The sequence below is a fragment of the Pseudomonas sp. TNT3 genome (assembly GCF_010095445.2).
Taxonomy (GTDB): Bacteria; Pseudomonadota; Gammaproteobacteria; order Pseudomonadales; family Pseudomonadaceae; genus Aquipseudomonas.
The window spans coordinates 12576-38820 of sequence record NZ_WFGV02000054.1; the positions used below are offsets into that span (position 1 = coordinate 12576).

Annotated in this window: 23 protein-coding genes and 1 pseudogene; 15 read left to right on the plus strand and 9 right to left on the minus strand. The window is 59.9% G+C overall.

Annotated features, from left to right (window positions below):
- Positions 1 to 297: 297 nt before the first annotated feature.
- A complete protein-coding gene (locus GBC55_RS24370) occupies positions 298 to 1104 on the plus strand; it encodes a lytic transglycosylase domain-containing protein (RefSeq protein ID WP_162439045.1) in 807 nt (268 codons plus the stop codon).
- 67 nt (positions 1105 to 1171) lie between these two features.
- On the opposite strand, the gene GBC55_RS24375 is transcribed toward GBC55_RS24370, so the two are convergent.
- Positions 1172 to 1576, minus strand: a complete 405-nt coding sequence (locus GBC55_RS24375) for a cupin domain-containing protein (RefSeq protein ID WP_162439044.1) — start codon at positions 1574 to 1576, stop codon at positions 1172 to 1174.
- A gap of 17 nt (positions 1577 to 1593) precedes the next feature.
- Here GBC55_RS24375 and GBC55_RS24380 point away from each other — a divergent pair.
- Positions 1594 to 2166, plus strand: a pseudogene (locus GBC55_RS24380) (LysR substrate-binding domain-containing protein); the annotation flags it as partial.
- 3 nt (positions 2167 to 2169) lie between these two features.
- Here the strand turns inward: GBC55_RS24380 and GBC55_RS24385 are convergent.
- Positions 2170 to 2430 (minus strand): hypothetical protein, encoded by a 261-nt coding sequence (locus GBC55_RS24385; protein WP_162439043.1) that lies wholly within the window; start codon positions 2428 to 2430, stop codon positions 2170 to 2172.
- Positions 2431 to 2557: 127 nt separating this feature from the next.
- Entirely contained in the window at positions 2558 to 3373 is an 816-nt protein-coding gene (locus GBC55_RS24390; RefSeq protein WP_162439042.1) for a helix-turn-helix domain-containing protein, read from the minus strand.
- 118 nt (positions 3374 to 3491) lie between these two features.
- Here GBC55_RS24390 and GBC55_RS24395 point away from each other — a divergent pair, with 118 nt between their 5' ends.
- On the plus strand, positions 3492 to 3818 hold the full coding sequence (locus GBC55_RS24395; RefSeq protein ID WP_162439041.1) for a DUF2834 domain-containing protein: 327 nt from the start codon (positions 3492 to 3494) through the stop codon (positions 3816 to 3818).
- Between the two features lie 120 nt (positions 3819 to 3938).
- On the opposite strand, the gene GBC55_RS24400 is transcribed toward GBC55_RS24395, so the two are convergent.
- Positions 3939 to 4985 carry an alpha/beta fold hydrolase gene (locus GBC55_RS24400; RefSeq protein WP_162439040.1) on the minus strand — a complete coding sequence of 349 codons (1047 nt, stop codon included), beginning with the start codon at positions 4983 to 4985 and terminating at the stop codon, positions 3939 to 3941.
- 346 nt (positions 4986 to 5331) lie between these two features.
- Here GBC55_RS24400 and GBC55_RS24405 point away from each other — a divergent pair, with 346 nt between their 5' ends.
- A complete protein-coding gene (locus tag GBC55_RS24405) occupies positions 5332 to 8238 on the plus strand; it encodes an EAL domain-containing protein (RefSeq protein ID WP_162439039.1) in 2907 nt (968 codons plus the stop codon).
- Between the two features lie 29 nt (positions 8239 to 8267).
- On the opposite strand, the gene yghU is transcribed toward GBC55_RS24405, so the two are convergent.
- Positions 8268 to 9116, minus strand: a complete 849-nt coding sequence (yghU, locus tag GBC55_RS24410) for a glutathione-dependent disulfide-bond oxidoreductase (protein ID WP_162439038.1) — start codon at positions 9114 to 9116, stop codon at positions 8268 to 8270.
- Between the two features lie 147 nt (positions 9117 to 9263).
- Positions 9264 to 11174: a hypothetical protein gene (locus GBC55_RS24415; RefSeq protein WP_162439037.1), complete on the minus strand. Its 1911-nt coding sequence runs from the start codon at positions 11172 to 11174 to the stop codon at positions 9264 to 9266.
- A 483-nt stretch (positions 11175 to 11657) separates the two neighbouring features.
- Here GBC55_RS24415 and GBC55_RS24420 point away from each other — a divergent pair, with 483 nt between their 5' ends.
- Both GBC55_RS24420 and GBC55_RS24425 read left to right on the plus strand, forming a co-directional pair.
- Complete coding sequence (locus tag GBC55_RS24420; protein ID WP_162439036.1) at positions 11658 to 12803, plus strand: acyltransferase; 1146 nt, start codon at positions 11658 to 11660, stop codon at positions 12801 to 12803.
- A gap of 111 nt (positions 12804 to 12914) precedes the next feature.
- Positions 12915 to 13280, plus strand: a complete 366-nt coding sequence (locus GBC55_RS24425) for a hypothetical protein (protein WP_162439035.1) — start codon at positions 12915 to 12917, stop codon at positions 13278 to 13280.
- Between the two features lie 147 nt (positions 13281 to 13427).
- Here GBC55_RS24425 and GBC55_RS24430 read toward each other — a convergent pair whose 3' ends face one another.
- Positions 13428 to 14021, minus strand: coding sequence for an MliC family protein (locus GBC55_RS24430; protein ID WP_162439034.1), 594 nt, complete (start codon positions 14019 to 14021; stop codon positions 13428 to 13430).
- A gap of 242 nt (positions 14022 to 14263) precedes the next feature.
- Between GBC55_RS24430 and GBC55_RS24435 the strand changes: the two genes are divergently transcribed.
- The 3 genes from GBC55_RS24435 to GBC55_RS24445 all read left to right on the plus strand — a co-directional run bounded on the left by GBC55_RS24435 (position 14264) and on the right by GBC55_RS24445 (position 17189).
- The gene (locus GBC55_RS24435; protein WP_162439033.1) at positions 14264 to 15175 is read left to right on the plus strand and encodes a LysR substrate-binding domain-containing protein; all 912 of its coding nucleotides are present in this window, start codon (positions 14264 to 14266) and stop codon (positions 15173 to 15175) included.
- Between the two features lie 232 nt (positions 15176 to 15407).
- The gene (locus GBC55_RS24440; RefSeq protein WP_162439032.1) at positions 15408 to 16589 is read left to right on the plus strand and encodes an MFS transporter; all 1182 of its coding nucleotides are present in this window, start codon (positions 15408 to 15410) and stop codon (positions 16587 to 16589) included.
- 204 nt (positions 16590 to 16793) lie between these two features.
- A complete protein-coding gene (locus tag GBC55_RS24445) occupies positions 16794 to 17189 on the plus strand; it encodes a GFA family protein (protein WP_162439031.1) in 396 nt (131 codons plus the stop codon).
- Positions 17190 to 17217: 28 nt separating this feature from the next.
- On the opposite strand, the gene GBC55_RS24450 is transcribed toward GBC55_RS24445, so the two are convergent.
- Positions 17218 to 17571: a LysR substrate-binding domain-containing protein gene (locus GBC55_RS24450; RefSeq protein ID WP_247266990.1), complete on the minus strand. Its 354-nt coding sequence runs from the start codon at positions 17569 to 17571 to the stop codon at positions 17218 to 17220.
- A complete protein-coding gene (locus GBC55_RS24455) occupies positions 17498 to 18145 on the minus strand; it encodes a LysR family transcriptional regulator (RefSeq protein ID WP_162439029.1) in 648 nt (215 codons plus the stop codon). The genes GBC55_RS24450 and GBC55_RS24455 overlap by 74 nt, the downstream gene beginning before the upstream one ends.
- A 127-nt stretch (positions 18146 to 18272) precedes the next feature.
- Here GBC55_RS24455 and GBC55_RS24460 point away from each other — a divergent pair, with 127 nt between their 5' ends.
- The 6 genes from GBC55_RS24460 (at position 18273) to GBC55_RS24485 (ending at position 25694) form a co-directional block, all read left to right on the plus strand.
- Positions 18273 to 19619 (plus strand): FAD-binding oxidoreductase, encoded by a 1347-nt coding sequence (locus tag GBC55_RS24460; protein WP_162439028.1) that lies wholly within the window; start codon positions 18273 to 18275, stop codon positions 19617 to 19619.
- Between the two features lie 64 nt (positions 19620 to 19683).
- Positions 19684 to 21348 carry an NAD(P)/FAD-dependent oxidoreductase gene (locus tag GBC55_RS24465; protein ID WP_162439027.1) on the plus strand — a complete coding sequence of 555 codons (1665 nt, stop codon included), beginning with the start codon at positions 19684 to 19686 and terminating at the stop codon, positions 21346 to 21348.
- A 4-nt stretch (positions 21349 to 21352) separates the two neighbouring features.
- Positions 21353 to 22522: an FAD-binding oxidoreductase gene (locus GBC55_RS24470; protein WP_162439026.1), complete on the plus strand. Its 1170-nt coding sequence runs from the start codon at positions 21353 to 21355 to the stop codon at positions 22520 to 22522.
- A gap of 84 nt (positions 22523 to 22606) precedes the next feature.
- Entirely contained in the window at positions 22607 to 23392 is a 786-nt protein-coding gene (locus tag GBC55_RS24475) for a transporter substrate-binding domain-containing protein (protein ID WP_247266991.1), read from the plus strand.
- Positions 23393 to 23463: 71 nt separating this feature from the next.
- Positions 23464 to 23847, plus strand: coding sequence for a VOC family protein (locus GBC55_RS24480; protein WP_162439024.1), 384 nt, complete (start codon positions 23464 to 23466; stop codon positions 23845 to 23847).
- Positions 23848 to 24368: 521 nt separating this feature from the next.
- Positions 24369 to 25694 carry an OprD family porin gene (locus GBC55_RS24485; protein WP_162439023.1) on the plus strand — a complete coding sequence of 442 codons (1326 nt, stop codon included), beginning with the start codon at positions 24369 to 24371 and terminating at the stop codon, positions 25692 to 25694.
- The last annotated feature ends 551 nt before the right edge of the window (positions 25695 to 26245 follow it).

Sequence of the window (26245 nt, forward strand, 5' to 3'; positions counted from 1 at the left end):
ATGCCCGGCAGGAGGAGACTGACTGGCTAGCCAAAGCCCTCGGTCCCGATGCCGCTTGGTAATGGTAGCAAAGCTGTGATTTTTGCCAGTTATTCGGTGCTACGTTCGTCTGGAGTTATCAAGCTTCGACGAAGCCTGGGAGCGCCGGCAGCCCGTACGTCATCGCAAGTTCCAACGCCGGCTACAAGGGCTATAACTATCAGAACAAACGCCGGGTCAACCGGAATAGGCCTTCCACAGGCAGCGCCCGAGCAGACGCCCCCGGCCTGATCGGCACCCGCGGTGCGGAGTGATGTGATGAGTTCCAGAGCATGGCGATGCGCTCGCAAGCGCCTTCTTGGTTGCATCGGACTGACCTTGCTGGTCGCTCCACTGTGCGCCAGCGCCATGTTCAAGTGCCAGGCCAAAGACGGAACCATCAGCTACACCAGCCAGGCCATCGCCAGCGCCCGCTGCACGCGAGTGAACGGCATGCCGGGCGTCGGTGCAGGTGCCAAAGCAAAGGCACTGCCACGGGTTGTGCGGAACGACGACCCCGGTGCGGTGCGGATTCGGGTGTTCACATTCATGCACAAGGGGGTTCGCCAATACGTGAGCCGGCGCCCTGTCGGGATCTCCGCACGGGTCGACGTTCTTGAGCTGTATTACATCAAGGACTGCTATCTGTGCATGGCGCCGAAGGATTTCAAGGTCGCCTCACTGAGCCTGGACACCCAGTCCTATCGGCGCGAGATCGAAGCCGCTTCGGGTGATTATGGTGTCGACAAGGCGCTCGTCCGCGCAGTGATACATGCCGAATCGGCGTTTCGCCCCAACGCCATTTCCGTCGCTGGCGCCCAGGGGCTGATGCAGTTGATGCCCGCCACCGCCGAGCGTTTCGCGGTGAATGATCCGTTCGACGCACGACAGAATATTCGTGGCGGCGTGCGTTACCTGGCCTGGCTGCTCAAGCGCTTCAACGGTAACCAGATGCTGGCATTGGCAGGGTACAACGCTGGCGAAGCCACGGTGGTCGAGTACAACGGGGTGCCTCCCTATGACGAGACGCAATCCTACGTCACCCGGGTGCAGTCCTTGACCGAACGCTACCGCAACCATCGCTAGTTCAAGCCCGTCTCGCCAACGTTTGACTGCATAAACCAGGCGTCTTATTGAGGCGTGTGAACTTCAATCAAAACCCTTCGGCGTATTGTTCGTCGCTGACCTGTTCCATCCAGTCGACCACCTTGCCGTCCAGTACTTCGGCGATGGCGATATGCGTCATGGCAGTGGTGGCGGTTGCGCCATGCCAGTGTTTGACATTCGGTGGAATCCACACCGTGTCGCCCGGTTTGATGGAGCGAACCGGTTGCCCCAGTGCTTGCACCAGCCCGGATCCCGCCGTGACGATCAAGGTTTGCCCTAACGGGTGCGTGTGCCAGGCCGTGCGGGCGCCAGGTTCAAAGGTCACGGTGGCGCCACTGACCCGCGCCTCTTCCGTTCCCTTGAACGGCGCGTCGACACGCACAGTGCCGGTAAAGTAATCAGCGGGCCCAACGGCAGAGGGCTGCGATCCATTGGGATGAACGATGAGCATGGATTTTTCTCCTTCTGCTCATTCGGCCCGTGCTCAAAGACTTCCTTCCCAAATACCCCGACATCTCGGTGGAAGTCTGCTGCGATTACAGCTTCGTCGACATCGCCGCACAGGGCTTTGATGCCGGGGTCAGGTTGGGCGAGGACGTGGCGGACGGCATGATCGCCACGCGTATCGGGCCGGATATGCGCATGTCGGTGGTTGGATCCCCTGACTACTTCGCCAACCGCGAATTAACCAAGACGCCTCGGGCGCTGACCGATCACTTGTGCAATAACCTGCGCTTGCCTACCAACGGCGGTCTGTATGCCTGGGAATTCGCCAAGGATGGCGAGCGTCTCAAGGTCCGTGTGTCAGGCCAGGTGACCTACAACGGCGTTTATCAGCTGTTGGCAGCAGCGCTGGATGGTTTCGGGTTGAGCTATGTCCCCCATGACGTGGTCGCGCCTCACCTCGGTTCCGGGCGCCTGATACAGGTGCTGGAAGACTGGTCGCCATGGTTTTCCGGTTTCCACCTCTATTATCCGAGTCGACGTCAGTCGTCACCTGCGTTTGCGTTGCTGGTGGATGCGTTGCGTTACAAGCAATAGACGTTATTTGATCTGGGTACCCGGCACGAAAAATTTACCGGGATCATCGGCCTCCTTCAGATCAATCAAGGCGCGGCAGACACAATGCGAGAATTGTTTTTGCAAGGTGTCGGGGTCTTTCCAGGCTATTTGCGAAGCTTGCAGCTGTTGGTTTTCCGGCGATTTATAGCAGGCACAGTTATCAAGCCGGGTGATGCCGTCGTTGTTGCTCTGGCAAGCCGTGGTCAGCAAAGAGATCGCGATGAGCAATACAAGGCGTTTCATTGACTCCCCTCCGAGACGGGCGTGAAAAGCTGACAAAGCGAGGCGCGATCTGCTGAACAAGCCTGGCAATAGAAGGAAGCTTAGCTGTCATTTTCCGTCGTTCAATTCATGGTTGCTTTGGGTCCTTTCAAGACTCTCTGCCCAGTGATTGCTCGTAGGCGCGGGTCATGACTTCCCAGGTCCTGGGGTCGGCGGGAATCAGGTGCTCGATGCGCAATGAGGTCACGGTGATGTCCTGCGGCATGCCGAACGTCGTGAAGGTGGACAGGAAGTTCAGCTCGCCCTGAGTGGAGGTGATTCGGGTCAGCATCAGCGGGGGGAGTTCGCTGGTCATGAGGGGAGGGCTGGCTGGGGCGGGTAGACTTTCCAGGATGCTGGCCAGCCCAGGGTTGACCAACGCCTCACGGGAAGCGCGCTGCCAGGCGACGGTTCTGATTTCTTCGGCGTTGATCAGATGATCTCCCAAGCCTCCAGGCTGCAGCAAGGTGACGAGGAGGTTAAGTCCCTCTGTCGCGTCGACCGGCAGTCCCACCAACCCGAACAGCACAGCGGTACTGGCGTTGGCGGCCAGGACTTCCCAGTGGCTGCCCAGCACAATCGCCGGCGCGGGATTATTCGCGTGAAGCACGTGAGTGATCGCCCCTCTGACCGCGTCCATCGAGGGGGAGGTGAGTGCCGTCGCCTCGTAGCGAGGGGCGTAACCCGATGCCAGGAACACGCTGTTGCACTGATCCAGGGGGGCGTCCAGACCCGTCAGCAAATTGTGCAACGTGCCGGGGCTCGGTTTGGCGCGGCCCGTTTCTATGCAACTCAAATGGCGTTGGGAAATCCCGGTGATCAGGGCGAGGTCGAGCTGGCTCAACCGGGCCTGTTGGCGTAGCTGGCGCAGTTGCGCGCCGGCGGTTGTCGGGGGTGTCGTGCGGGGAAAGGGGCGAGTGCTCATGGGTTGACTCTGGCAGTGCGGGTTGTAGGCGTCCATGACCTGTCAGGTCATTGAGGTCGGGGCGACGATAGCACTAACTTGCTCGTGCCAATCACCCCGCTTGTTTGCAAAGGACGCCATGAAAAGACCTTATCTCGCGCTCGTCACCTTGCTGCTGTTTTCCCTCTACACGGCATGGACGCTCTGGCTCGCCGAGCAATCGCTCATTGAGTTCGGCCTTGCGCTCATGTCGAGCCCGGACACCGCGCAGGTCGTCATCGATCTCTATGTGCTCGCCTGCTTGGCCTGCGTCTGGATGTACCGGGACGCCCGTTCGAAAGGAAGATCGCTCGCCTCGGTGCTGCCTTACTTCCTGCTGACGGCGATCTTCGTGTCAATCGGCCCGTTGCTCTACATCGTGATCAATGGATTGCCGCGCCAGCCTCGGCCGGCGGGCAACCCGTGATGCGATGCATTGGTATCTACACATCTTTCAAGTGCTGCCTCGCCACAAGTTCGGTGTTTGCTGCGACGAGATGTGTAGATACCTATGTATCCGTGATGGGTAGCGGCTAATCAAATAGGTCTATTGCCTGGTTGCGAGGGGCTGAGCCAGGAATTCGGTGATCAGCGTAATCGTCTGCTGCTGGATCACGTATCGTGGACGAGCGCCGTCGCCATCCCGACAAATCATGCCATCGCCCGGCGACGATTCTTCGATCAACGCCACCGCGCCAGGTTTGCAGATCGACATAAAACTGAAGTGGGTGGCGTCGCTGATTTCGACGTAGCGCGTCGACGCTTGGGGCAAGCGTTTGGCCAGGTTGGCGGACTCCAGACGAGCGGGAAGGTCTTCAGACGGCACACCCGCTGCAATCACCAGGGTCGGTACCGGTAGCGCTGCCAGGCTTTCGTCCGTCATCCCGCGTGACAGGCCAATGTCCAGTGAAACGATGGCGCTGACGCGTTTATCGCTCAAGTCCGCGGCCAGTCGGGTCTTCGATGCCGGGGAGCTGGCAGTGTTTATTTTTTCGTAGACCGCGCAAGGGGCCAATGTCGGATGGGCCCCGCAGTCCTGGGTGAAAAGGTCCGGGTCGAAACGTGCACCCGCAATTTCCAGGGCAGTCCAGCCACCGAGTGAATGGCCCACTACGGCAATTCGGCGCTGCGCAACCATGCCAAATTTTTCCGGCTGTGCGGTGACCGCATCGATGGCACGGCTCAGGTCTGCGGGTCGCAACCACAACTGCGCCGCCGCTTCAGGACTACGGTCCTTGCTGGTGGTGCCAGGGTGATTGACTGCCGCCACGATGTAACCTTTATGGGCCAATGCGCTGGCCAACCACACCTGATTACCCCAATTGCCCCAGACACCGTGGGAGAGCACCACCAGCGGATGCTCGCCGGTCGCCGGAGGTGCGTCTTGAACAGCGAGGGCGCCGAAAAATACTGGATTGTCGGAAATCAACTGCGGTGGCGAGGTCGTTGGAGTGGGGTACCAGACGACCATTTCAAGTGGCCGGTCAGTGTGTGCATCTGCCAGCGTAGAAGCGCGGAAGCCGACGAGGTTTTCGTCAGCAAGCACGCTCGTACTGAGGCAGACGAGCAACAGGGCGCCGAGAGCTTTCTTCATTATTTTTATCTTCCTTGATTGAACTGACTCATCAATGCCCGAGACCACCGTCAGGCGAATGGCTATCTCGAACGCAGGGTTCGAAAGCCGGCGAAGTGTATCGGCAAATCCTGCGGACAGAAAACGATGCCGCTGGACACAGCGCGCTTGGATTACTGATCGTCGGCAATCTGTACCATCAGGCGACACAGATAGTAGCCAGCCCGACGCGTTAATCAATGAGGCTTGCCACTAAAGTAAACAAAACTATTGAAAAAAACCGTTATAAGCCTTAAACGGAGTGCGTGCCGGCACATTGCTTGCTATCCATAAGCGGTATCGCCATTTTCTGGCTCAGGGAGCGTTGATGAGTTTTAGTCCATTGCAAGACGCTCCTCGGCAATCGAGCGCGTACGACGTTGACGCGTCTCAGTTGAAACGGAATTCGGATACGGTCGGCATGGCCCTGTCGAGTGGACATGACACGGTCCAGCGATTGCTCGACTCGGCGCGCAATGGCCTCCACACCGGCGCCTGGGTGGTGTACCGCGCCGGTGAGCAACTGCATTTGATCGGGCAGGGTGATCCGCAGGTGCTGTGGCCGGCCATCGTCGCGAATGACGAGTTTGAAGCTTTCTGTCAGACCCGGCGCTTGCACCGCTGGCCGACCGGTAAAGGCGAAACGGTGCTCGGCTGGTTGCTTGCCCCCCTCGACGATGCGGCAGACCCCGCGCTCGCCGAATTCGCTCAGCGGCTGGGCATCGAAGTCCAGACCAACACCCTTGCCCGCGCGCAGATCACTCAGCGTGTCCTCTATGAAATCACTTACCTGGCCAGTTCGACCCGTGATCGATCGGTGTTCCTGGTGGGCGTCCACCGCCTTCTGGCCAGCCTGATCGATGCCGAGAACTTCTATCTCGCGCTGTACGACCCGCACTCTGGAAAGATCGACTATCCCTATTACGTCGACATCATCGACGTGGATGCCGTGGAGGCCGAACACTACGAATACCTGGACGTTGCGCACTTGTCGTTGACGGGCCAGGTGCTGACTACTGGCCAGCCGTTGCTGATCGATGCTGCGGGGATTCTCGCGGCGCAGTCCGAAGGCCGCTTCTACTGCGTGGGTGATCGTCCCGAGTTCTGGATGGGCGCACCGCTGAAAAATGCCTCCGATGAAGTGTTCGGCATGCTTGCCATGCAGGTCTACGACGTGTCCCGTACCTACAGCGCTGAAGACCGCGCGCTGTTCCTGGTGGTGGCCCGGCACGTGGCCATGGCGCTGGACCGGATTCTGCACCGGGAGGACCTGGAAGCGACGGTCATGCGCCGTACCCTGGAGCTGTCGGCACTGAACGACGAACTGAGGCAGGAAGTGGCCGAGCGCGAGCGCGCCGAGCATCTGCAGAGCGCGCTGTTTCAGATCGCCGAACTGTCGAGCCGGCCCGGCGACATGACCGAGTTGTTCCAGACCTTGCATGGCATCGTCGGTGATCTGCTGTTCGCCCAGAATTTCTACATTGCGCTGTTCGACGACGCGACCACTGAAGTGACCTTCCCGTACTACGTCGATGAGCGGCAAACCACCTGCCCGGTTGCACGCCGTGGGCGCCGGGGCCTGACCGAGTACGTAATTCGTCAGCGCCGTCCCTGCCTGATTGACTTCAACGAGGCTGAGCGCTTGTCGCTCAGCGGTGAAGCAGATCTGGCCGATGAGAATGTCCGCTCCTATTCCTGGTTGGGCATTCCCTTGTTCGACGGCGATGTGGTGCGGGGCGTGCTCGCGGTGCAAAGCTATACCTCGCAAGTGCGCTATACCCTGCGTGATCAGGAACTGCTGACGTTCGTGTCGCGACACATCGATACAGCGTTATCGCGTCGTACGGCCGCCGAAGCGATTCACGCCGCCAATCTCAAGCTGGAAGCCCGGGTGCAGAACCGAACCCGCGAGCTCGACCACGCCAATGCCAAGCTGCAGCACGAAAACTCTCATGACGCGTTGACCGGGCTGCCGAATCGTACCTGCCTGCAACAGCGACTCAGCCTCGCCTGGTCGCGGTTTGGCAGCGAAGGGGGGCACCTGGCGGTGATGTTCATCGACCTCGACCGTTTCAAGTTGGTCAACGACAGCCTCGGTCATCATTTTGGCGACCTGCTGTTGATGCAGGCAGCCCACCGTTTGCGCGGTTGCTTGCGCGAAAGTGACCTGCTGGCGCGTCTGGGCGGCGATGAGTTCTCGGTGCTCGCGCCGGAGGCTCCGCTGGACGTGGTGATCGAAATCGCCGAGCGAATTCTGGTGGCGTTTGACCTGCCGTTCTTCATCAATGGCCACGAAGTTTTTTCGTCGTGCAGCATCGGTATTGTCAGCGCCGACAGTCAGTTCCATCACGAGCCGGCCGATTTGCTGCGCGATGCCGATGCGGCGATGTACCGGGTCAAGAGTGCCGGGCGCGACAGCTATGCCGTGTTCAATCAGGAAGTACGCCGTGAAGTCTCGGACCAGGTCGAGCGGGAAGGGGCCTTGCGCAACGCGCTCAAACGCACGGACGAATTGCTGCCGTATTTTCAGCCGATTGTCAGCGTCGAAACCGGCGAATTGTTGGCCCTTGAAGCGCTGATTCGCTGGCATCAGCCAGGGGGCAGGGTGATCGCCCCGGGCGACTTCCTTCCGGATGTCGAGGGCCTGCGCCTGATTGGTCGACTGGACCTGTACATGCTCAACAGCATTGCAGCGATACTCGCCCAGCCCGAGCACGCCAACTGGCCGGCGGTGCACGTCAATTGCTCCAGCTACAGCATGACCCGCCCGGACTTTGCCAGTGACGTCCTGGCACTGTTGGCCAGGCATCAAGTTGAACCTTCGCGCATCTGTCTGGAGTTGACCGAAGGCGCACTGGTGGCGGAACCGACCATCGCCCGACTGACCATGCAGCAATTGGCCGACAATGGCATGTCGGTGGTGCTCGATGACTTCGGTGCAGGGTTTTCATCCCTGAGCTATGTGCATCAATACCGTTTCAGCGGCTTGAAAATCGACAAATCGTTCATCCTCGAATTGACCACCAGCGCCCGCAGTCGCGCGATCGTCCGGGCGATTGTGCGCATGGCCGAATCGCTGGACCTCAGCGTGGTGGCCGAAGGCGTCGAGGATCAAGCGACCCTGGATCTGCTACGGGAAATGGGCGCCACGCAAGCCCAGGGTTATTACTTCGCCAAGCCGATGGGGTTGGAGGAATTGCTGCTCATGTTGCCGGCGGCCCCTGTGTCTGTTTGACCTTCGTGGGGCTGCCGAGCAAACACGAATCAGGTTCTCTGGTCCAGATCAGCGGCTTGATGCCGCTCGGGCACCTGGCTCGCCTCATCGCCCCACGTCCGGTTGACCCGCTGGCCACGGATGACCGCCGGCCGATTGGCGATTTCCTCTGCCCAGCGCTGCACATGGGTGTATTGATGCGCGGATAGAAACTCCGCCGCCGAGTACACGTTGTCCCGCACCAACTGCCCGTACCAGGGCCACACTGCGATGTCGGCAATGGTATAGCTGTCCCCGGCCAGGTAGGCGCTTTCGCCAAGACGGCGGTCGAGGACATCCAGCTGACGCTTGGCCTCCATCGTGAAGCGGTTGATCGGGTACTCAAGCTTTTCCGGCGCATAAGCATAGAAATGCCCGAACCCACCGCCCAGGTAAGGCGCCGCGCCCATCTGCCAGAACAGCCAGTTCAGGGTTTCGGTGCGACCTGCGGGATCCTTGGGCAGGAACGCGTCGAATTTTTCCGCGAGGTAAAGCAGGATCGATCCCGATTCGAAGACGCGAATGGGCGGCTCTGCGCTGCGGTCCAGCAGCGCCGGGATCTTCGAATTCGGGTTGATCTCGACAAAGCCGCTGGAGAACTGGTCGCCTTCATTGATGCGGATCAGCCAGGCATCGTACTCGGCGCCGGTGTGCCCGAGCGCCAGCAACTCCTCAAGCAGGATGGTGACCTTCACGCCATTGGGGGTGGCCAGTGAATACAACTGCAACGGGTGCTTGCCGATCGACAGCGTTTTGTCATGGGTCGGCCCTGCGGTCGGCCGGTTGATGCTGGCGAATTGGCCTCCGGAAGGGGCATCGTTTTTCCAGACCTTGGGAGGAACGTAGGGCGCTTTGCTCAAGAGATGGACCTCATAGCTTGCTTGCGGTAACTGACGGATCGTGGAACACCGTAACTGTGGCGGGGGATTGCACGCACCTGCGATGAGACTGTGCACCGTCCCGCTTCAGCGCTACCCGGCTGTCCAGTTTGACGACTGCTGCGCAGTTTACGACGCACGCCACGTCAAGGCGAAAATACTTTCCCCCGGAACATCAAAACGAATGCGTCCATCCCGGCAATCGACAGCGGCTTCGCGACTACGGCTGTCAGGGCCGAAGAGGCTGAGGGACGGGCAGGCGGTGCCTGCGCCCTGCAAGCTGATCCGTTGCAAGCGCTCGCCCTTGTTTACGCCTAGCACGGTGCGTTCGTTGCCGCGGGCCATCGCCAGGGCATCGACCTCGAACGCGCTGTTGTCCATCCGCCGGACCTGATCGAGCCAATGCGATTGGATGAATTGTTGCGCCAGACCTACCGGCTTCAGCTCGAAGCGATCAGGCCCAGGCATGCGGATCATGCCTTTGAGGTGGTTCGGGTCGTCGGCGGCCTGAAACCAATTGAGCATATCGAGCAGCCCGTCCTGGGCTGAATTGATAGCCACCGAGGCCCACCACAGTGATGCGAAGTGTGTTTCCTGTTCGTAGGGGCTCACGCTTGACCCACTGGATATATTGGTCTGGTCCAGCAACAGCGCCTTACGTGGCCGACCATCGGATTGCAGGCCGACGACTTCCGCAGCCCGGCGCACAGAGTCGCGGTACACCCGAGTGGCCAGCAGGTCGCGAATCATCCACTCATGCCAGGCCAAGGCGTCGATCTGGGGTGCCGATTCACTGAGCATGCGCCGGGCCCAATCGATGCCACGGCGCTGCGCGCCTTCTGGTGTAAACGGCCCATTGACGAATCGCGAGCTGGCGGGCATGGCGATGCGTACACCTGCTTCGCGCGCGCCCGGGTAGTCGCGTACCTGGCGATACATGGCGTCGAAGAAGTGCTTGTAGGTCTCATAGTCGGGGTAGTTGTAGTTGGGCTCGTCGGCAAACGACAGGTAGTGAGTGCCTCGACCCAAGGCCACGGTTGTCGCCAGCCAGGCGTCAAGGCCGGCGGCGCTCTGGCTGTTGGCCTTCAAGTCGGCCTTGCGACGACTGCCCGCCAGCAAGGTGATATCCATATCGATGCCACCGCGTTCCAGATAAAAACGTCTAAAGGCCTCTTCGTAATGAGGCTTGGCGGCCATGATATCGACGGCGCTGTAAAAGCCACCCGCGCGGGGTTTGAGCGCGTCGAGGGCGGCATGGCTTGCCGGTGGTGGAAGCAAGTAAGGCAAGGCGACACCTAGTCGCGGCGTGGGGCCAAGCACCTCGGGATGCAAATTGAGTTCGGTACGGCCGCTGTTTTGGCGCAGCGGCTGCAGGTGTTGGGGCCGCTGGGCAAACAGGTTGGCGGTGCCGTCCAGCCAGAACGCCGCCTTGCCACTCCCTTGCAGACGCAGGCGCCAGTCTTGATCCCTATCGCTGACAGGCAAGGCAATCTGGTCGAACTTCGGGTAGTCCTGGTAGGGTTTGAGTTTCAGCTCGACGTTGTTGCCATCGCCCAAACGCACGGCACGCAACCCACTGACACCACCGAAATACTTGCCTGCGAGTATCGCCTGTTCACCGGCGCGGACCTTGAAATAGACTTCGACATTGGAGGCAGTCTCGGCGCTGAAATGCACCTTTGCCGGTGCGAACAGGGCGACAGTCTTGTCGTCGTGCTCAAAGCGATAACGCCTGAAGCTGTAGCCCGGGACTTCCACGCGGTAACTGGCAGCGCTCGCGGGCAATGCCCAGGTCTGCTCGCCGCGCCTTTCGCTGGCAGGGATAAAACGCTCGCCGCGCAACTCTCCCTCGGCATCCAGCAGGTAGATTCGTTCTTCATTGGCATCGGTTTGCCAGGCAGGTACCCAACTGACGCGCAACGTGTCGTCGCCACCTGGCTGCAGATAGAGGCTGCCGTCGCGAATATCGCCCCAGCGCATGGGCGCGGCGTGGGCCAAGCTGCTGAGCGCAAGCGTCAATACGATAAGGGTGCATTTCATTCGGTGCTTTCCATTGCGTCTGTCCCAATTTCCGAAAGCGTCGGCATTCGCCCTACACATTAGTCCCGATGTAACAAACGTGAGAAAAATAAAGCGCGGGTCGACGATGGACGGTAATGAAAAGTTATGTGCGTTTGTTGCGCAAAGCTGTAGTTGTGGAAAGACTATTGAGGTCAATATTATTAGCGGTTTTTTGACGCCGTAATTGCGTCAATAGTGCATTCATCTTCGCGCTGAAAAACTGCCTTGCTCTTTCAAGGACTGATGCTAACGTGATATCAGCTCAGCGGTTTGATAGACGTCGTCTTGTCTTTTAGAAATTGCGTTAGACCCTTCGGTGCAATAGTGGAGGGGGCTGCAGTCATTCAGGGGACGGGTGGCACGTTACCAGGGTGAAGCCGGGCGAATCCCTCGCCGACCCCGCGAAGTAGTCATCGCAGGTGATCCAAGACGTGCCGCCTATGCAAGTAAGGGAGCCTGGATATGCGCGCAGAGAAGCGATTTTATTCGCTGGACAGTTTCAGAGGGTTGATGGCTGTTTCAGTGATGATCTATCACTTACGCGTTAACGACAGTTTTACCGAGTGGTCGTTGTTTCGCCATGCCGAAGTATTCGTATCGTTCTTTTTTGTATTGAGTGGCTTTGTGTTGGCGCACGCCTACGCAAACTCCGTGCAATTTAATTTTCGCAGATTCTTCATAACGCGCACCTTCCGCTTGTTGCCCTTGCACCTCTTCATGTTGGGCGTCTTCATACTGTTGGAGTGCGGACGATATATGGCTGTCCAACAAGGTATGGAGTTTAACAACACGCCATTTTCTGGAAAGTTTGACCCGGCTGAAATTCTGCCTAATGCGCTGCTGCTGCAATCCTGGACGCACTGGACTAATCCACTGTCGTACAACTATCCGTCGTGGAGCATCAGTATCGAGTACTACACCTATATGATCTTCGCCATGATCCTGAGTATCGCCTTCGGCATCAGGACATGGGTGTGGGCGACGATAGTCGTCGTGGCCCTGGCGCTGATCTATGCCGACCATAACTTCTTCACGATTGAGTCGCTTAGAGGCCTCGCCTACTTTTTCACTGGCAGCCTGGCGTATACCGTGTACCTGAAACTACCCCATCCCGGCCGGGCCAAGGTCTGGTTGCTGACAGTGCTTGAAGTCGTGGTGGTAGCTGTAGTGCTATTGTTCGTGACCAACGATTTTGAGGGCAAGGCGTTGGTGGCCAGCCCGTTGTTCGGCGTCGTCGTTGTGATATTCGCCTATGATGGCGGGGCGGTGTCAAGGGGGTTGACGGGACGGGCCTTCGCGTTTCTAGGCAAGTTGTCGTATTCCATCTACTTGACCCACGCGGCCATCCTGTTTTGCATCGTGTCGTTGTTCATGGTAGCGAACAAAGTCCTCGGCGTTAACATGACACCGATGATTGACGGGACTCGCCACCTGGACACGGGTGATGTGCTGTTCAACAACCTCATCGCTCTGTTGGCAGTGGGATCAGTAGTGTTGGTGTCGATGTTTACTTACCGGTACGTCGAAATGACCGGGCAAGCCCTTGGTCGAGCACTTGCCAACAAACCTGCACAAACAAGTCCTTTGTTGAGACCTGATGCCGACTGAATGTCGGGCTGACCGGATGCTGTCTGCGTTTTTGACAGAGTTACCTCATGTTCGACGCGCTGCTGGCCAGATTTTTACACCCAGCAGATTCTCGCCGAGTTCGTTCTGGGCATGGCTGCTACGCCATTTACGCACGCACGGCGGCGTGGCGCGCTGCCGGCCTCGGCAATGGTGCATGGATTGTCGGGTGTGCGCTTACCCGGGTTGCCGGGATTGATCGGCGACGCCAGTTGCTCCCTGTACCTGTTCCACCCTTATGTGTTGAAGGTCTTCAACAAGGTGTTCCATGTGTTCGACACACCGGGGCTCCTCGCTTACGTCATGACCCCTGTGAGCATTGCACTGTGCTGCGTCGTAACCATCTGTATTTACCGCTGGGTGGAATTGCCAATGACCCATTGGCTGCGAGGCATTTTCATCAACCGGAAAAAGGTGGTCACCCAGCCGCAAATCCTGCCCGTCAGTAGTGGCGAGTAATACGGCTGTAAACCTGTGGCGAGGGAGTTTACTCCTGCTGGGTCGCGCAGCGGCCCCACTTTTTTTACCTGAAAAGCAGAGGTCTGCTGCGCAGCCCAGCGGGAGTAAACTCCCTCGCCACAGGTTAAACGGCCTGGGGACTCACGCTTAATTCTTGCAAGTCATCTCTTTGGCGCCATACCCCCAAGTCACCCGAGCTTCCCCCTGATGCTCCCAGAAACTTTCGTTCTGACCGGTGTAGTGCACGCCGCTGCCCGATTGCACCGCGACCATCAGTGAGCGCTGGCCTTTGTAGGTGGCAATAAGCGAAGAGGGGTCGGTGTGGTAGAAGGTGGCGCTGATCGTGCCGTCACCGCCGCAGTCGAATGTGATCGGGCCTTTGCCGGCAACCAGTCCGTAACCGGCTTGTACTTCGACGATGCGCTGACTGTAGCTGTCGCGAACGCAGGCCTGTTTGTCGTCGGACTTCCAGCATTCGTCACGCCCCTTGATCCACCCGCGCTGCTCGGCCTTGAGAGTCTTGGCGCCATTGCCAGCCTTTTTCAGCGCGGCGTCATAGGCCGCTGCCAGGTTTCGGTCCTGCGCTGCAAGGTCCGGGTTTTTGCAGATCAGGTCTTCCACCGAACTGGCCATTTTCTCGCTGCACTTGAACGATGGCCCTTCCTGAGCCGTAGCAAGTGATGCGACCAGCAACGCCGATACGGCCGCGCCGACCAGTAAAACGCGATTCAAAAAACTCATAAACAACAACTCCTGAATTGTCCCTGAGACGAGACCCTTGGAGATCATACCAAGGGTTCGCGCCATTCCCTCCGACGGTGATCTCATCCCCGCATGTGCAATGTCGAGGCCATAGCCTTACGTGAGAGGATGCCCTGCGCAAAAAAGGGCGACCGGAGAAAGGTCGTTCAAGAGTCAGCGCTTCCTTCATCCTGATGTCATCAAACCCCATCACGACGACACCGCCCAGACCTGAGGTTTCAATGATAGAAACGCGCCTGCTACAGCAGTTCATTGCCGTTGCCGAAGAACTGCACTTCAATCGGGCTGCGGTGCGTCTGCATATGGCTCAGCCGCCCCTGAGTCAAGCCATTCGCCGGCTGGAGAGCGAGATCGGTTCCCCGCTGTTCGAGCGCACAAACCGCAGCGTGTTGTTGACCCCTGCCGGCACATCATTTCTGGAGACTGCCAGATGCATTCTTCAGTCTCTCGATGAGGGCGTGACGCGAACCCGTCGTGTTGCCGAAGGAGTCGAGGGCCACCTCACGATGACATTCATCAACATTGTGTCCTATGCCCCGTTACTGCGGGCGTTACGCGGCTTCCGCCTCGCGTCCCCAGAGGTAGCGTTTACCATGAAGGAGGCCACGACCCACGAGCAAGTAGAGGCGCTGGAGAGCGGCGCTGCTGATATCGGCTTCATGCGCACACCGGGGACGACCACGCCCCATCTGCGCTTCGAGACTATCCTGCGCGAGCCGATATACGTGGCGCTACCTGCTGGACATCGGCTTGAGGACCACGCGTCCATCGAGTTGGCGTTACTCAAGGACGAGGCTTTCGTGGCGTCGCCTCGACCGCTGGGGCAAGGCTTTCACGATCAAATTATCCGTCTTTGCCAAGCCGCAGGGTTCCTGCCAGACATTGTTCAACAAGCACGGCAGTTGCAAACCTTGATCGCGTTAGTCGCCAGTGGGTTCGGCATTGCCCTGATACCCGCATCGTTGGCGACGGGAATGCAGGAAGACGTCGTCTTCCGCCCCATCATCGTGGATGCGCCCGAAGATCTGCTGCATTTGGACCTGCTGATGGCGTGGAACGCGAATCAGGATTCGCCGATCCGGGACCGGCTGATCGAGGCAGTCCGAGGCACTCTTGCGCCACTGCCCCATTGAGACGTTCAGCGTCTTGTTTCGCGATTTAAACAGTATTTTACGGACATAAGCGTTGGCACTACTGTTTGGCAGCACCCGATCCGAGAGTGAGGACTCGGGCGTTCCTACTCCCGTGACTCACGTCGAAGCACTGCATTGGACTCGTGAATAAGGCCTGCCAATACCATGGTAATACCTGTTCTGTGCGCAGTGATCCCGAGGTCACTTCACTACTGCCGAAACAGGGACAGCCATGCCTGCCGCCATTTATGTTTTTTCATTATGTACATTTGCATTCGGTCTTTCGGAGTTTGTCGTCGCAGGTCTGGTTTCCGCCATCGCGACCGACCTTGACTCCAAAATTGCTGCAGTGGGCACCGCTATTGCCGCTTATGCCCTTGGCGCAGCCATTGGCGCACCGTTCATTACTGCGCTCGTTTCGCATTGGAGGGACAAGCACATTCTGATGCTTGCCATGGCGGTCCTCGCTGTCGGCAGCGTGCTGATGAGCCTTTCGCCGAATCTATCCATGCTGCTGGTGATCCGGTTTCTGGTGGGCCTGGGCCATGGTGTTTTCATGGCGGTGGCATCGGACGCCGCCACCAAGCTGGTTGATCAGAAGCGTTCCGGACGGGCGCTATCCGTGGTGTGGGTAGGGTTGACACTCGCGCTCGCGTTCGGCGTCCCGATTGGAACGTTTCTGGGTAGCATCTGGTCATGGCGGGGCATTTTCATGTCTATCGGGGGACTCAGCCTGTTGAGCATGCTGGGATTACTCCTCTTCATGACCAGCAGCACAGAGAGTTCGCACGGCGGGCAAGCGAGCGCATGGAAAGGGATCAAGGCCATCACCCATCCGCAATTGCTCATCACCGCCGGCATCGGCGTACTCGTGAGCATTGCGACCTTTTCATTCTTCACCTTCGTCTCTCCCTACTTGCTTCAAATCACCGAGGTGGACGTGCAGCAGTTGAGTCTGGGTATGCTGCTGTTCGGCCTGTGCTCCATCGTGGGGAATCTGCTTGGCGGTTATCTGGTGGACAAGATGGACGCGAACCGCAGCACCGTGATGGCGTTGGCGGGCCTGGCCATAAACTTGATCGGACTTTATTGGTTCAGTGACTCTGCGCTCATGATGACGCTCTTGGTCGGCACATTGGGTGTCTTTTTCTTTTCCATCGTGACCATGTTGACACTGCGTCTGCTGAAACAGGCTCAGTGCTATATCCCGGAATCAACCGCCGTAGCCGCCGGATTGAATATCGCGTCCTTCAACCTGGGTACAGCATTGGGTGGGGTACTCGGCAGCATCACCATCGCGTTCGGCAGCTTGTCGGACATCCCGTTAGTAGGGGCATTGGCTGCTGCGTTGGCAGCCTCTGTGCTTTTCCTGCAAACCAGGCACTCCAGCACGCAGAGTGCATCAGTTAGCTGATGTACTCAGCCAGGTGAGCGATTTCCAAAATTCCGGGTCACCTTCGATAGGCAGGAAAAAAGTTGAGTGAGGACTCTGCTTTCTTTATGCCAGGCGTCATTGTGGCTGCCAGTGATTGTCCGGCTCTTCAGCGGGCTGATATCGTTACTGGCACTACTTCAAATGGGTCGTAATCGTCCCACTGTATGGACATCGGAGGATGAAATGAAAGGAAGCTGCGCGTGTGGGGCTGTTGGCTATGAAGTCGACAGCATTGATATGCCCATCAGCCATTGTCATTGCCACACCTGCCGCAAGACCCATGCGGCTGCGTATGTCACCACGGCCGGCGTGCTGAGAGAGCATTTCAGATGGACGCGAGGGCTGGACGCGTTGAGGGCTTTCGAGTCATCTCCCGGGAAGATTCGGCACTTCTGCGCCCACTGCGGATCGCACCTTGCGGCTGAACGTAACGGCGCTGCCGCAATGATTGTGCGCGTAGCAACGTTAGACGATGAGCCGGGCGCCAGGCCCGAGTATCACATCTGGACGGAGCAGGACGTCGCGTGGCTGGAGGGGGAAGGTCTGCCTAAACACTGTCAATGGCAGCCTGATCGATAAGCTATCGGATGCTTGTTCAACGGCCCGCTCAAACCTCCCCGGAAACAGCCATTTGACACGCGGATCCGCTATCGCCCACTTCCTGTTCGAGCCATTCAAGAAACTCGCAAAACCCGCTCGAACGCTTCACCCGTTTTGGATAGACCAGCGTGTAGCGTCCGCCCGTCACGATGCTGCCGGCATGCACGCGTATCAGTTGCCCGGTGAGCAACTCATCGCGTGTCAGCACCGCGTCGACAAGCGCGATGCCCTGGCCACATTTCACCGCGACGATCGCCGATTCCAGCGTATCGAAGGTCAGGTGAGCGTTATCGGAGCCGGTTGAATCGGGGTAGTACTCGTCCCAGCGACGCCAGTCCAGGCGATCCATGCTTGAGTCCACGAGACGCGCGGTCTTGAGTACCTCTTCCGGCGTTGATCCGGCGAGCAGTGCCGGCGAGCAGTGCCGGCGAGCACACCGGGATCAATGCTTCCTCCCACAACTCCAGCGCTTCGAAGTCGGGCCAGGTGGCGGTGCCGTACGCGATCATTGCGTCGATGGATTCAAACGCAAAGTCGGGGAAGCGGTGATACACCGTGTCGACGCTGACGGTCACTTGCGGATGCTCGCGATAAAACGCAGTCAGCCGTGGAATCAGCCAGCGTGCCGCCATGGTCGGGTGCGCGCGCAGGCTGACGCTTCGTCCCACCGTGGCGAGCATCTGCGACGCATCCGACAGCAGGCCGATGACTTGTTCCGCCACCGGAACCAGTGATTGACCTTCAGGGGTGAGCACGATTTTGCGTGTGTGCCGCTCGAACAGACGACTGTCCAGACGCGCCTCCAACTGCGCAACCTGCCGGCTCACCGCGCTCTGGCTCAGGTTGAGCTGCTCGCCTGCCTTGCCGAAATTGCCGGTTTTGGCGACGGTCAGGAAGGCCTGCAAAAGCTCGATGGATGGCAGTTGGCGGCTCATGTTTCTATGCGCTCCTCGCATGGGATTAATGCAGATACATCACTGTTATTTCGGCTGGACGGGGCACATTCTTAGCCGAAACCACGACGCTGCGCTACGCGTCATTCTCCACCGGACGGTTGCCCTTATGAACACTCCAGCAGCGGCCTTCAATACCGTGTCAGCGACTCAGGACGACCGCCTGCCTCGTGAAGTCGACGTGGCGATCATCGGCGGCGGCCTGATGGGGTGTGCCTGCGCGTACTACCTTAGCAAGGCGGGCGCCAAGGTGCTGTTGATCGATAAAAGCATTCTCGCGGGCCAGCAATCGTCACGCGCCTGGGGCTTCGTTCGCCAGCAATCGCGAGACGAAGCCGAGGTGCCGCTGATGCAGGCCAGCATCGAGATCTGGCGCTCGCTGGAACGCGAACTGCAGACCGACCTGGGATGGCGCAACGACGGCTGCCTGTTCGTCGCGGGCAATGAAGCCGAACGGGACGGATACGAATCGTGGCTGAGTGTCGCGCGCAGCTTTTCGGTCGACACCGTGATGCTGTCGCCGCGGGAAGTGGAAAAGAAATTGCCAGGCTACGCCGTGCCGCAACTGGGTGGTTTGTTCACCGCCAGCGACGGCCAGGCCGAGCCCACGCTGGTGGCCCGAGCCTTTGCAATGCGCGCCCGTGAACTGGGAGCGCACATCGTCGAACAGTGCGGTGCCAAAGGCATCGACGTCGCCGCCGGCCAGGTTGTGGGCGTGGAAACCGAGCGCGGTTATGTGAAGGCGAAAACCGTGGTGTGCGCTGCGGGCGTCACGACGTTCCGTCTGCTGAAGATGCTGGGCATCTCCCTGCCACAGCAACTGGTTCGGGGAACAGTGGCGCGGACCACGTCCGGGCCGACGCTGAGCGGCATTTCCACCATTGCCAACGGCGTCGGTTTCCGGCAACGGCTGGACGGCAGCTTCAACATCGCCGACGACGCCCACGTCGACGTTGACATGACGCTGGGCCATCTGCGTGCACTGCAGTGGTATGCGCCGTCGCTGTGGGCGCATCGCAAGTCGTTCCGCTTCAATCTCAATGGCGCGTGCCTGACGGATCTGAGCCAGCGCATGCCGTGGTCGCAAGCGTCGCGGCTGGGGGCGGGCATTCACGAGCGCAACCCGGTGATCCCGCCGAACGACAAAGGCCTGGTCACGGCGATGCGTGCGCTCAAGGCGGCGTTCCCGGGGCAGGTGGGCACACAGATCGTCGACCGATGGGCCGGGGGTATCGATGTCTTGCCGGACGGCATCCCGGTGATCGACGCCAACACGACACCACGGGGTCTGGCGGTGGCCACCGGATTCTGCGGTCACGGTTTTGCCATGGGCCCCATCGTCGGTAAAACCCTGGCCGACTGGATTCACTCGGGCGAGCCGGGGCTGGACATGCGTCAGCTGCGTCTGTCGCGCTTCGCCGAGGGCGACGTCAAGCCGCCGTCTTCGCTGTTCTAGTCGATACCCAATTGCCAGCGCCCATGCGTCAACGCTCACGCGCCTACCTCCCGGGGGATACACGGTGAAACGACCTCTCAAAGATATCTATTACGATCCCGCGTCGGTGGCAGGCAAAGCGCCGCCCATCAGCGACGAGACCGATATTCTGATCGTCGGTGCAGGCCCTGCGGGGCTCGCTGCCGCATTGACCGCCGCCGGGCATGGTCTGCGCGTGACGCTGGTGGACGAAAACCCGGTCCCCCTCGACACCATGGGGGAGGAGGTGCCGCTGCATTTCGGTGGCCGCATGGGTGCTGCGGTGGCGAATCGCAACAGTGTGCTGCAATCGCTTCTCGACGCCCGCCCGGAGATCACCGATGCGCTCGAAGCCGGCGTCGACGTGCGGCTCGGCACGGCAGTCTGGGGGCTGTTTCCTCAACAACGCACCACCGCCTGGATCGAGGGCGCAGTCGCCGGTCTCGCCGATGACAAAGACGCCAGCCTGCTGCGCTTCAAACAGGTGATTGTTGCCGCTGGCAGACGCGACATGGGCCTCGCTTTCGACGGCTGGGATCGCCCCGGTGTCATGGGTGTCAGTGCTGCCCATCGGCTGGCTACCGTTTACGAGGCGCTGGACTGCCAGCGCGCCGTACTGGTCGGTAGCGACACGCACGCACTGGCGACGGCCCACGCGCTGACCAGCAAGGGCGTGCAGATCGTCGCAATCATTGAGCAGGCTGAACAGGTATTCGGCGATCAAGCGCTGCTCGGCCTGTTGGTGGAGCAGGGCGCAAAGGTGTTGACCGGGCATGTGGTGCGCGAGGCAGCGGGGGATGCACTCGGCGTCAAGCGGATCACCGTTGTCGCGGTCGACGCGGCGGGTAACCCGGATGGCGGAGCGTTGACTGATATCGTCTGCGACACCGTGCTGCTGGCGGTGGCCGCCATTCCCGCGATCGAGCTGATCGAATCCACAGGGTGCAGCACCTCCTTTCAGGCCGAGCGCGGTGGCCACGTCCCCGACACGGACTCTGCACAGCGCACATCGTTGCCGTTCTTCCTGGTGGCAGGTGATTGCGCCGGCGTCTGGGCCTCGAAAAGTCTCGACGACGAGATGGCCCGGCGCGAAGGCCGCATCGCGGCACACACGGCGCTGGCTGCGCTGGGTGTCGACATCGCGTTAAGCGACACCGTACCGCTGCCCGACGCAGCCGTCTGCGATGTTGCCGCCAATCGCACGGCGTGGGTCCGGGCGTCTACCGTCCATGCGCAAAACCAGCCTTTCGTTTGCCAGTGCGAAGAGGTGACGGCCGGCGAAATTCTCGGTCAGCAACCGCCGCGCTATCTCGACTGGACGCCCACCGATGCCGCGTTGAAAAGCACGATGATCTCGTCGCTGCAGGACGGCGCGCCCAACCCGGACGTGACAAAACGCCTGACGCGGGCCTGCATGGGACCCTGCCAGGGCCGCCGGTGCCGCGAACAAGTGGCCACCTTGCTCGGTATTGGTGCTGGCGTGACGGCCGACGCCATTGCCTTGGCCTCCTTTCGTCCGCCGGTCCGTCCGCTGTCGATGCGGCAGCTCGGCCAGATCGAGGAGACGCCACAGATGTTAAGCCGATGGGATGCCTGGTTCGACATGCCGTCCCAGTGGACGCCGTTCTGGCTGTGCACCGGTCAGCAGACCGTCGCCAAGCGCCCGCAAGACGGCGTTCGACTCAACCATCAAGCGCAGAACGAGGGCTGACACCATGCAGACAGTCAAGAAGTCCTCTACACGCGCGTCGGTCGTCATCGTCGGTGGCGGCGTGACGGGTTTGAGCGCTGCCTGGTGGCTCGCTCGCGATGGCGTTGATGTGCTGGTCCTCGACGCCGGCCTGATTGGCTGGGGCGCTTCGGGCCGTAATGGCGGCGGGTGTTCCCATCACCACAGCCCGCTTTTCAGGGAGGAACAACGGCTCTGGCCGATGATGGACGAATTGCTCGGGTATCCGACCGAGTATCGCCCTGACCGCATCAGCATCGACCTCACTGAACACCAGGTGTCGATCGATAAAAAAGTCGTGGACGAAGCCGCTTACTACGGGTTGCGTGTCGACCTTCTGGATCCGCAACAGGTTCGCGAACTCGTGCCCTTTGCCGGCGACAACGTGCTGGCGGGCTTCTACTATCATTTCGGCGGCCACGCCAACCCGCACCGCACCTTGCAGGCGTACGCCTGGGCCGTGAAAAACCTGGGCGGCCGGGTGCTCGAACACACGCAGGTAGTGTCGATTGAACGCCAGGGCGACCGCGTGACAGGCGTACGCACCGCAGACGGCCTGATCACCTGCGACCATCTCGTGATTGCCGCAGGTCCGCACACCGGCGAGCTGGCGGCGCAGCTGGGCGTCAACATTCCCCTCGTCACTGCACGCGCCGAGATGGTGGTGACCGAACCGCTGCCGTTGCTCGACATCGGCGGTGTGGACGGCAACGGTCTGTATGGCCGGCAAACCCTGCGCGGCAACCTGGCCTATGGCGGCGGTCCACACGAATGGGTCGACCTCGACGATGTGCGCGGCACCCGTGCGCATTCAACACCGCTGCAATGCAACATCGCCAAACGCCTTGCCGACCTGTTCCCCAAGGTCGCTCACAAACGCGTAATTCGCAGTTGGGCAGGGTTTATTGAAAACACCCCGGACGGCCGCCCCGTCATCGATCGTCCCGCTGCGCTGGATAACGTCACGGTCGCGACGATGTCCGGTGTCGGGTTCGGACTGTCGCCGGCGAGCGGTCATGCCATACGCGATCTCGTCGTCGACGGGACGTGCAGCTTCACCGACCTGTCTACCTTTTCGCTCTCCCGTTTTGCCGCCCTCGAGCCGGACTGGCAGGCCATCCAGGGATGGCTGCCGTTGCCCGCACACGGGGCGTAAAAAGTTTTCGAATCGATGCACGCAGTTGAACCGTTCTACTTGCACCCATCCTCCAGAAAGAAGGGCTCGATCATGAAACGAATAATGCGCAATTTGGCCTTGCTGGCCTCTATCGGCATGACGTTGTGTACCTTTGCGGCGCCCGCCAGTGCAACGGCGGAAACCTTGCGATTCGGTGTGGCCGCAGAACCCTATCCGCCGTTTCTGGTGAAGACACCCACCGGGCAATTCACCGGTTTCGAACCCGACTTGATCCGGGCCCTCTGCGAGCAGATGAAAGCCGAATGCGAGATCAAGGAAGTGGCCTGGGACGGGATTATTCCGGCGCTGCTTTCCAATAAGTTCGACGTGCTCTTCAACTCCATGGGGATCAGTCCGGAAAGGCAGAAGGTCATCGCGTTCTCGCGTCCGTACTACGAAACCACAGGAATCTTCGTCGCCGCCAAGGACACCCAGCTGACGCTGACACCCGAAGGGCTGGCCGGTAAGTCCATCGGTGTGCAGGGCTCGACCACCAACGCCGAGTTCATCCAGACCGCCTACGGCAAAACATCGAACATCCGCATATACACCACCCAGGACGACTGCAACGCCGACCTGCTGGCGGGGCGTATCGACGTCATGTTCCTCGACAAGCTCGGCGACATCGCCTTTCTGGCCTCGGCAGACGGTGCCGGGTATGAGGAAAAAGGCACCGGCAGCGTGAAGATGGACCCGCTGCAATATGGTCTGGGCGTCGGGGCAGGCTTGCGCAAGGACGACATCGCACTCAAGGCGCGAATCGACGAAGCGTTAACGCAACTGCATGCGTCGGGCGAGTACACCAAAATCTCCGAAAAATACTTTCCGGTCGACCTCTGGCCGCAGTGAAAAAAAGGCAGAAAACGACCGCAACACAGCAACGCCAACCCACCTCGTTCTACTGACAAGAGAGCTGATAAATGAGTGTTTTTACCCACGTGACAGTCGGCACCAATGATCTGGACAAAGCCCGCGGCTTCTACGACAACGTACTGGGCGAGCTTGGCCAGAAACGCATCGCCGACCTTGGGGACAACGGCTCCATCTGGGGCGAAAACGCACCGTCGTTCTTCGTGCTGAAACCGGCCAACGGCGCGCCGGCCAGCGTCGGCAATGGCGTTACCGTCAGCTTCGAGGCCGCGACACGTGCCGCCATCGACGCCTTCCACGCCGCCGCACTGGCGGCTGGCGGCACCTGTGAAGGTCTGCCAGGGCCGCGTGGCTGGGCGCCGAATGCCTACGCTGCGTATGCGCGTGATCTGGACGGTAACAAACTGGCCGCGTATTGCTTCCAGCCTGCATAGACCGGGGATAGGCCAGCCCACATCGTCTGAACAACGACCGCTTCGCGTTCGAACGCAGCCTTCGGCAGCTGCTACACAGAGCCCGCGCCTTACGCTCCCTGTAGCAGCTGGCGCAGCCTGCGTTGGGGCGCGAAGCGGCCCTCGATTTTCAAGCGGACACCATAACGTCCGGACAGCGACCACTTCGGTCGAGCGCGACCCCGGAGCGGACGCAGCCTTCGGCAGCTGCTACACGAAACCCGCGCCTCCCGGCCACGCACCTCTGTTTATGATGAAAATCTGCCCGGCAGTTTTTCCAAAACAGTCCCGCTCCATACCTCTGTGCGACAAGCCTTATCCCTCCACGAAAATTACTTTCGCCTCGTTTGAATATCGCTCCTCGAAATGTTTTATGAGTTTCACGACCTGCTCGGCATGACCCTTCCAGTCCTCTCAGTTTCCCGATATTCATTCATCGGGTGCGTGAAAGTGCGGGCTGCTGTGCCGTGGGCCTCAATAAAAACAATACTCAGGAGCACCGTATGTTCAACCGAGCCGTCCCCGCCGTTTTCTTACTGGCAACCAGTTCGATGTGCGCTCAGGCAGCCGACACCGCCACGCACGGCTTTCTGGAAGACAGCAAAGCCACACTGTCGATGCGTACCCTGTACTTCAACAGCGACAATCGCGATGGCAGCGCAGACCCGTCGAAAACCGAAGAAGCGGCACAGGGTTTTGTGCTGCGCTATGAGTCGGGGTTTACCCAGGGAGCAGTAGGGTTCGGGCTCGATGCACAAGCGCTGCTCGGGATTACGCTGGACAGTGGCGGCGGACGCCACGTCGGCAGCGGCATGATTCCGAGCGACGGCGACGGTGCGGCCGCCTCGTGGAGCAGTTTCGGGCCGACGGCGAAAATGCGCGTGGCAAAAACAGAATTTCGCTACGGCACGCTGCTACCCAAATTGCCGATTCTGCTGTCCAACGATGCCAGGGTGTTGCCGCAGTCGTTCACCGGTGCGCAGATCACCTCCAACGACATCGACGGGTTGACCCTGACCAGCGGAGTACTCGAGCACGCAGTCGGCCGCGCCTCGACAGATCGCACGGGCCTGTCGGTCGCCGGCAGCACGCGGGACAGCAACAAGTTCTACTACGCTGGAGGCGACTACAACGTCACCCGAGACCTCAAGGCGCAGTATTACTTTGCGCAGCTGGAGGACTTCTATGACCAGCATTTCCTGGGCCTGACTCACGTTCTGCCCATCGACAGCAAAAGTGCACTCACCACCGACCTGCGCTATTTCCGCACCACCTCAAGCGGCGCGAACAGTTCGGCGACGGGCCGCGCGCAGGGCTATCGCGTATCGGGTTACACCGACGATGACAACGGTGAAATCGATAACAGCACCTGGGCTGCAATGGTCACCTACACGAACGGCGGCCACGCGGTGACGGTGGGGCATCAGCAGGTGAGTGACGGCAGTAATTTTGTCCAGCCCAACCAGGGCAGCCTGACGGACAAAGGGGCGGGCGGCGGCAGCGTCTACCTGCCCACCGACCGGATGATCCAGAGCTTTGCCCGCGCAGGAGAGCAGACCCATTTCGGCCAGTACACCTATGACTTCGCGCCGTTGGGCGTACCGGGTTTGAAAGCGTCGATCGTGTACCTGAAGGGCACCGACATCAAAGCCCGCAACGCAAGTGATCAGTCTGAGTGGGAGCGGGATATGACGCTGGATTACGTACTTCAATCAGGTGCGCTGAAAGGGGTTGGATTCTCGGTGCGAAACGGCAAATCGAACACCGACGCCGGCCGCAACGTGGAACAGAATCGCTTCGTCGTGAACTACACGCTGTCGTTGTTGTAGCAGCTGGATAGAACCCTGATTCGGGTGCATCAGGAAAAATTTTATCGGCTGTCAGGGCCCCATCGCCGGCAGGCCAGCTCCCACAGTTTGATCCGGGTGCATCAGGGGAATAGTCGTTGCTGTGAGACCGTCATCTCCGGCAGGCCAGCTCCCACAGTTTGATCCGGGTACATCAGGGGAACACTCGTCGGCTATGAGGTCGCCATCGCCGGCAGGCCAGCTCCCACAGTTTGATCCGAGTGCATCAGGGGAATAGTCGTCGGCTATGAGGCCGTCATCGCGAGCAAGCTCGGCTCCCACAGGAAAACGCGTGCGCTTCGAAAGTCAGGTCGGCTGACAGGCCGCCTCGATTTGGCTTTTGATCTGCTTTTGATCTTCTTGCCCCTTGGGAAGGCCGAGCGCAGGTTCTGCGCAGTGGGCAACCCGGCATGGATGCCGGGTTAGCCGCGCACGGCCATGGATGGCCGATCGCGGCGGGCCCACGGAGCAGGACCGGAGTGAGGGTATGCCGAGCCCAGGCGAGGCACCGGACGAAAGGGGCAAGAGCGCTT

Excerpts from the sequence above, each read along its gene's own strand:
- GBC55_RS24435 (WP_162439033.1), top strand. The coding sequence starts at position 14,264 with ATGATAGAAACGCGCCTGCTACAGCAGTTCATTGCCGTTGCCGAAGAA.
- GBC55_RS24475 (WP_247266991.1), top strand. The coding sequence starts at position 22,607 with ATGCGCAATTTGGCCTTGCTGGCCTCTATCGGCATGACGTTGTGTACC.
- GBC55_RS24425 (WP_162439035.1), top strand. The coding sequence starts at position 12,915 with ATGGCTGCTACGCCATTTACGCACGCACGGCGGCGTGGCGCGCTGCCG.
- GBC55_RS24375 (WP_162439044.1), bottom strand. The coding sequence starts at position 1,576 with ATGCTCATCGTTCATCCCAATGGATCGCAGCCCTCTGCCGTTGGGCCC.
- GBC55_RS24445 (WP_162439031.1), top strand. The coding sequence starts at position 16,794 with ATGAAAGGAAGCTGCGCGTGTGGGGCTGTTGGCTATGAAGTCGACAGC.
- GBC55_RS24485 (WP_162439023.1), top strand. The coding sequence starts at position 24,369 with ATGTTCAACCGAGCCGTCCCCGCCGTTTTCTTACTGGCAACCAGTTCG.
- GBC55_RS24385 (WP_162439043.1), bottom strand. The coding sequence starts at position 2,430 with ATGAAACGCCTTGTATTGCTCATCGCGATCTCTTTGCTGACCACGGCT.
- GBC55_RS24430 (WP_162439034.1), bottom strand. The coding sequence starts at position 14,021 with ATGAGTTTTTTGAATCGCGTTTTACTGGTCGGCGCGGCCGTATCGGCG.
- GBC55_RS24440 (WP_162439032.1), top strand. The coding sequence starts at position 15,408 with ATGCCTGCCGCCATTTATGTTTTTTCATTATGTACATTTGCATTCGGT.
- GBC55_RS24405 (WP_162439039.1), top strand. The coding sequence starts at position 5,332 with ATGAGTTTTAGTCCATTGCAAGACGCTCCTCGGCAATCGAGCGCGTAC.
- GBC55_RS24370 (WP_162439045.1), top strand. The coding sequence starts at position 298 with ATGAGTTCCAGAGCATGGCGATGCGCTCGCAAGCGCCTTCTTGGTTGC.
- GBC55_RS24415 (WP_162439037.1), bottom strand. The coding sequence starts at position 11,174 with ATGAAATGCACCCTTATCGTATTGACGCTTGCGCTCAGCAGCTTGGCC.
- GBC55_RS24470 (WP_162439026.1), top strand. The coding sequence starts at position 21,353 with ATGCAGACAGTCAAGAAGTCCTCTACACGCGCGTCGGTCGTCATCGTC.
- GBC55_RS24460 (WP_162439028.1), top strand. The coding sequence starts at position 18,273 with ATGAACACTCCAGCAGCGGCCTTCAATACCGTGTCAGCGACTCAGGAC.
- GBC55_RS24480 (WP_162439024.1), top strand. The coding sequence starts at position 23,464 with ATGAGTGTTTTTACCCACGTGACAGTCGGCACCAATGATCTGGACAAA.
- GBC55_RS24390 (WP_162439042.1), bottom strand. The coding sequence starts at position 3,373 with ATGAGCACTCGCCCCTTTCCCCGCACGACACCCCCGACAACCGCCGGC.
- GBC55_RS24395 (WP_162439041.1), top strand. The coding sequence starts at position 3,492 with ATGAAAAGACCTTATCTCGCGCTCGTCACCTTGCTGCTGTTTTCCCTC.
- GBC55_RS24420 (WP_162439036.1), top strand. The coding sequence starts at position 11,658 with ATGCGCGCAGAGAAGCGATTTTATTCGCTGGACAGTTTCAGAGGGTTG.
- GBC55_RS24400 (WP_162439040.1), bottom strand. The coding sequence starts at position 4,985 with ATGAAGAAAGCTCTCGGCGCCCTGTTGCTCGTCTGCCTCAGTACGAGC.
- GBC55_RS24455 (WP_162439029.1), bottom strand. The coding sequence starts at position 18,145 with ATGAGCCGCCAACTGCCATCCATCGAGCTTTTGCAGGCCTTCCTGACC.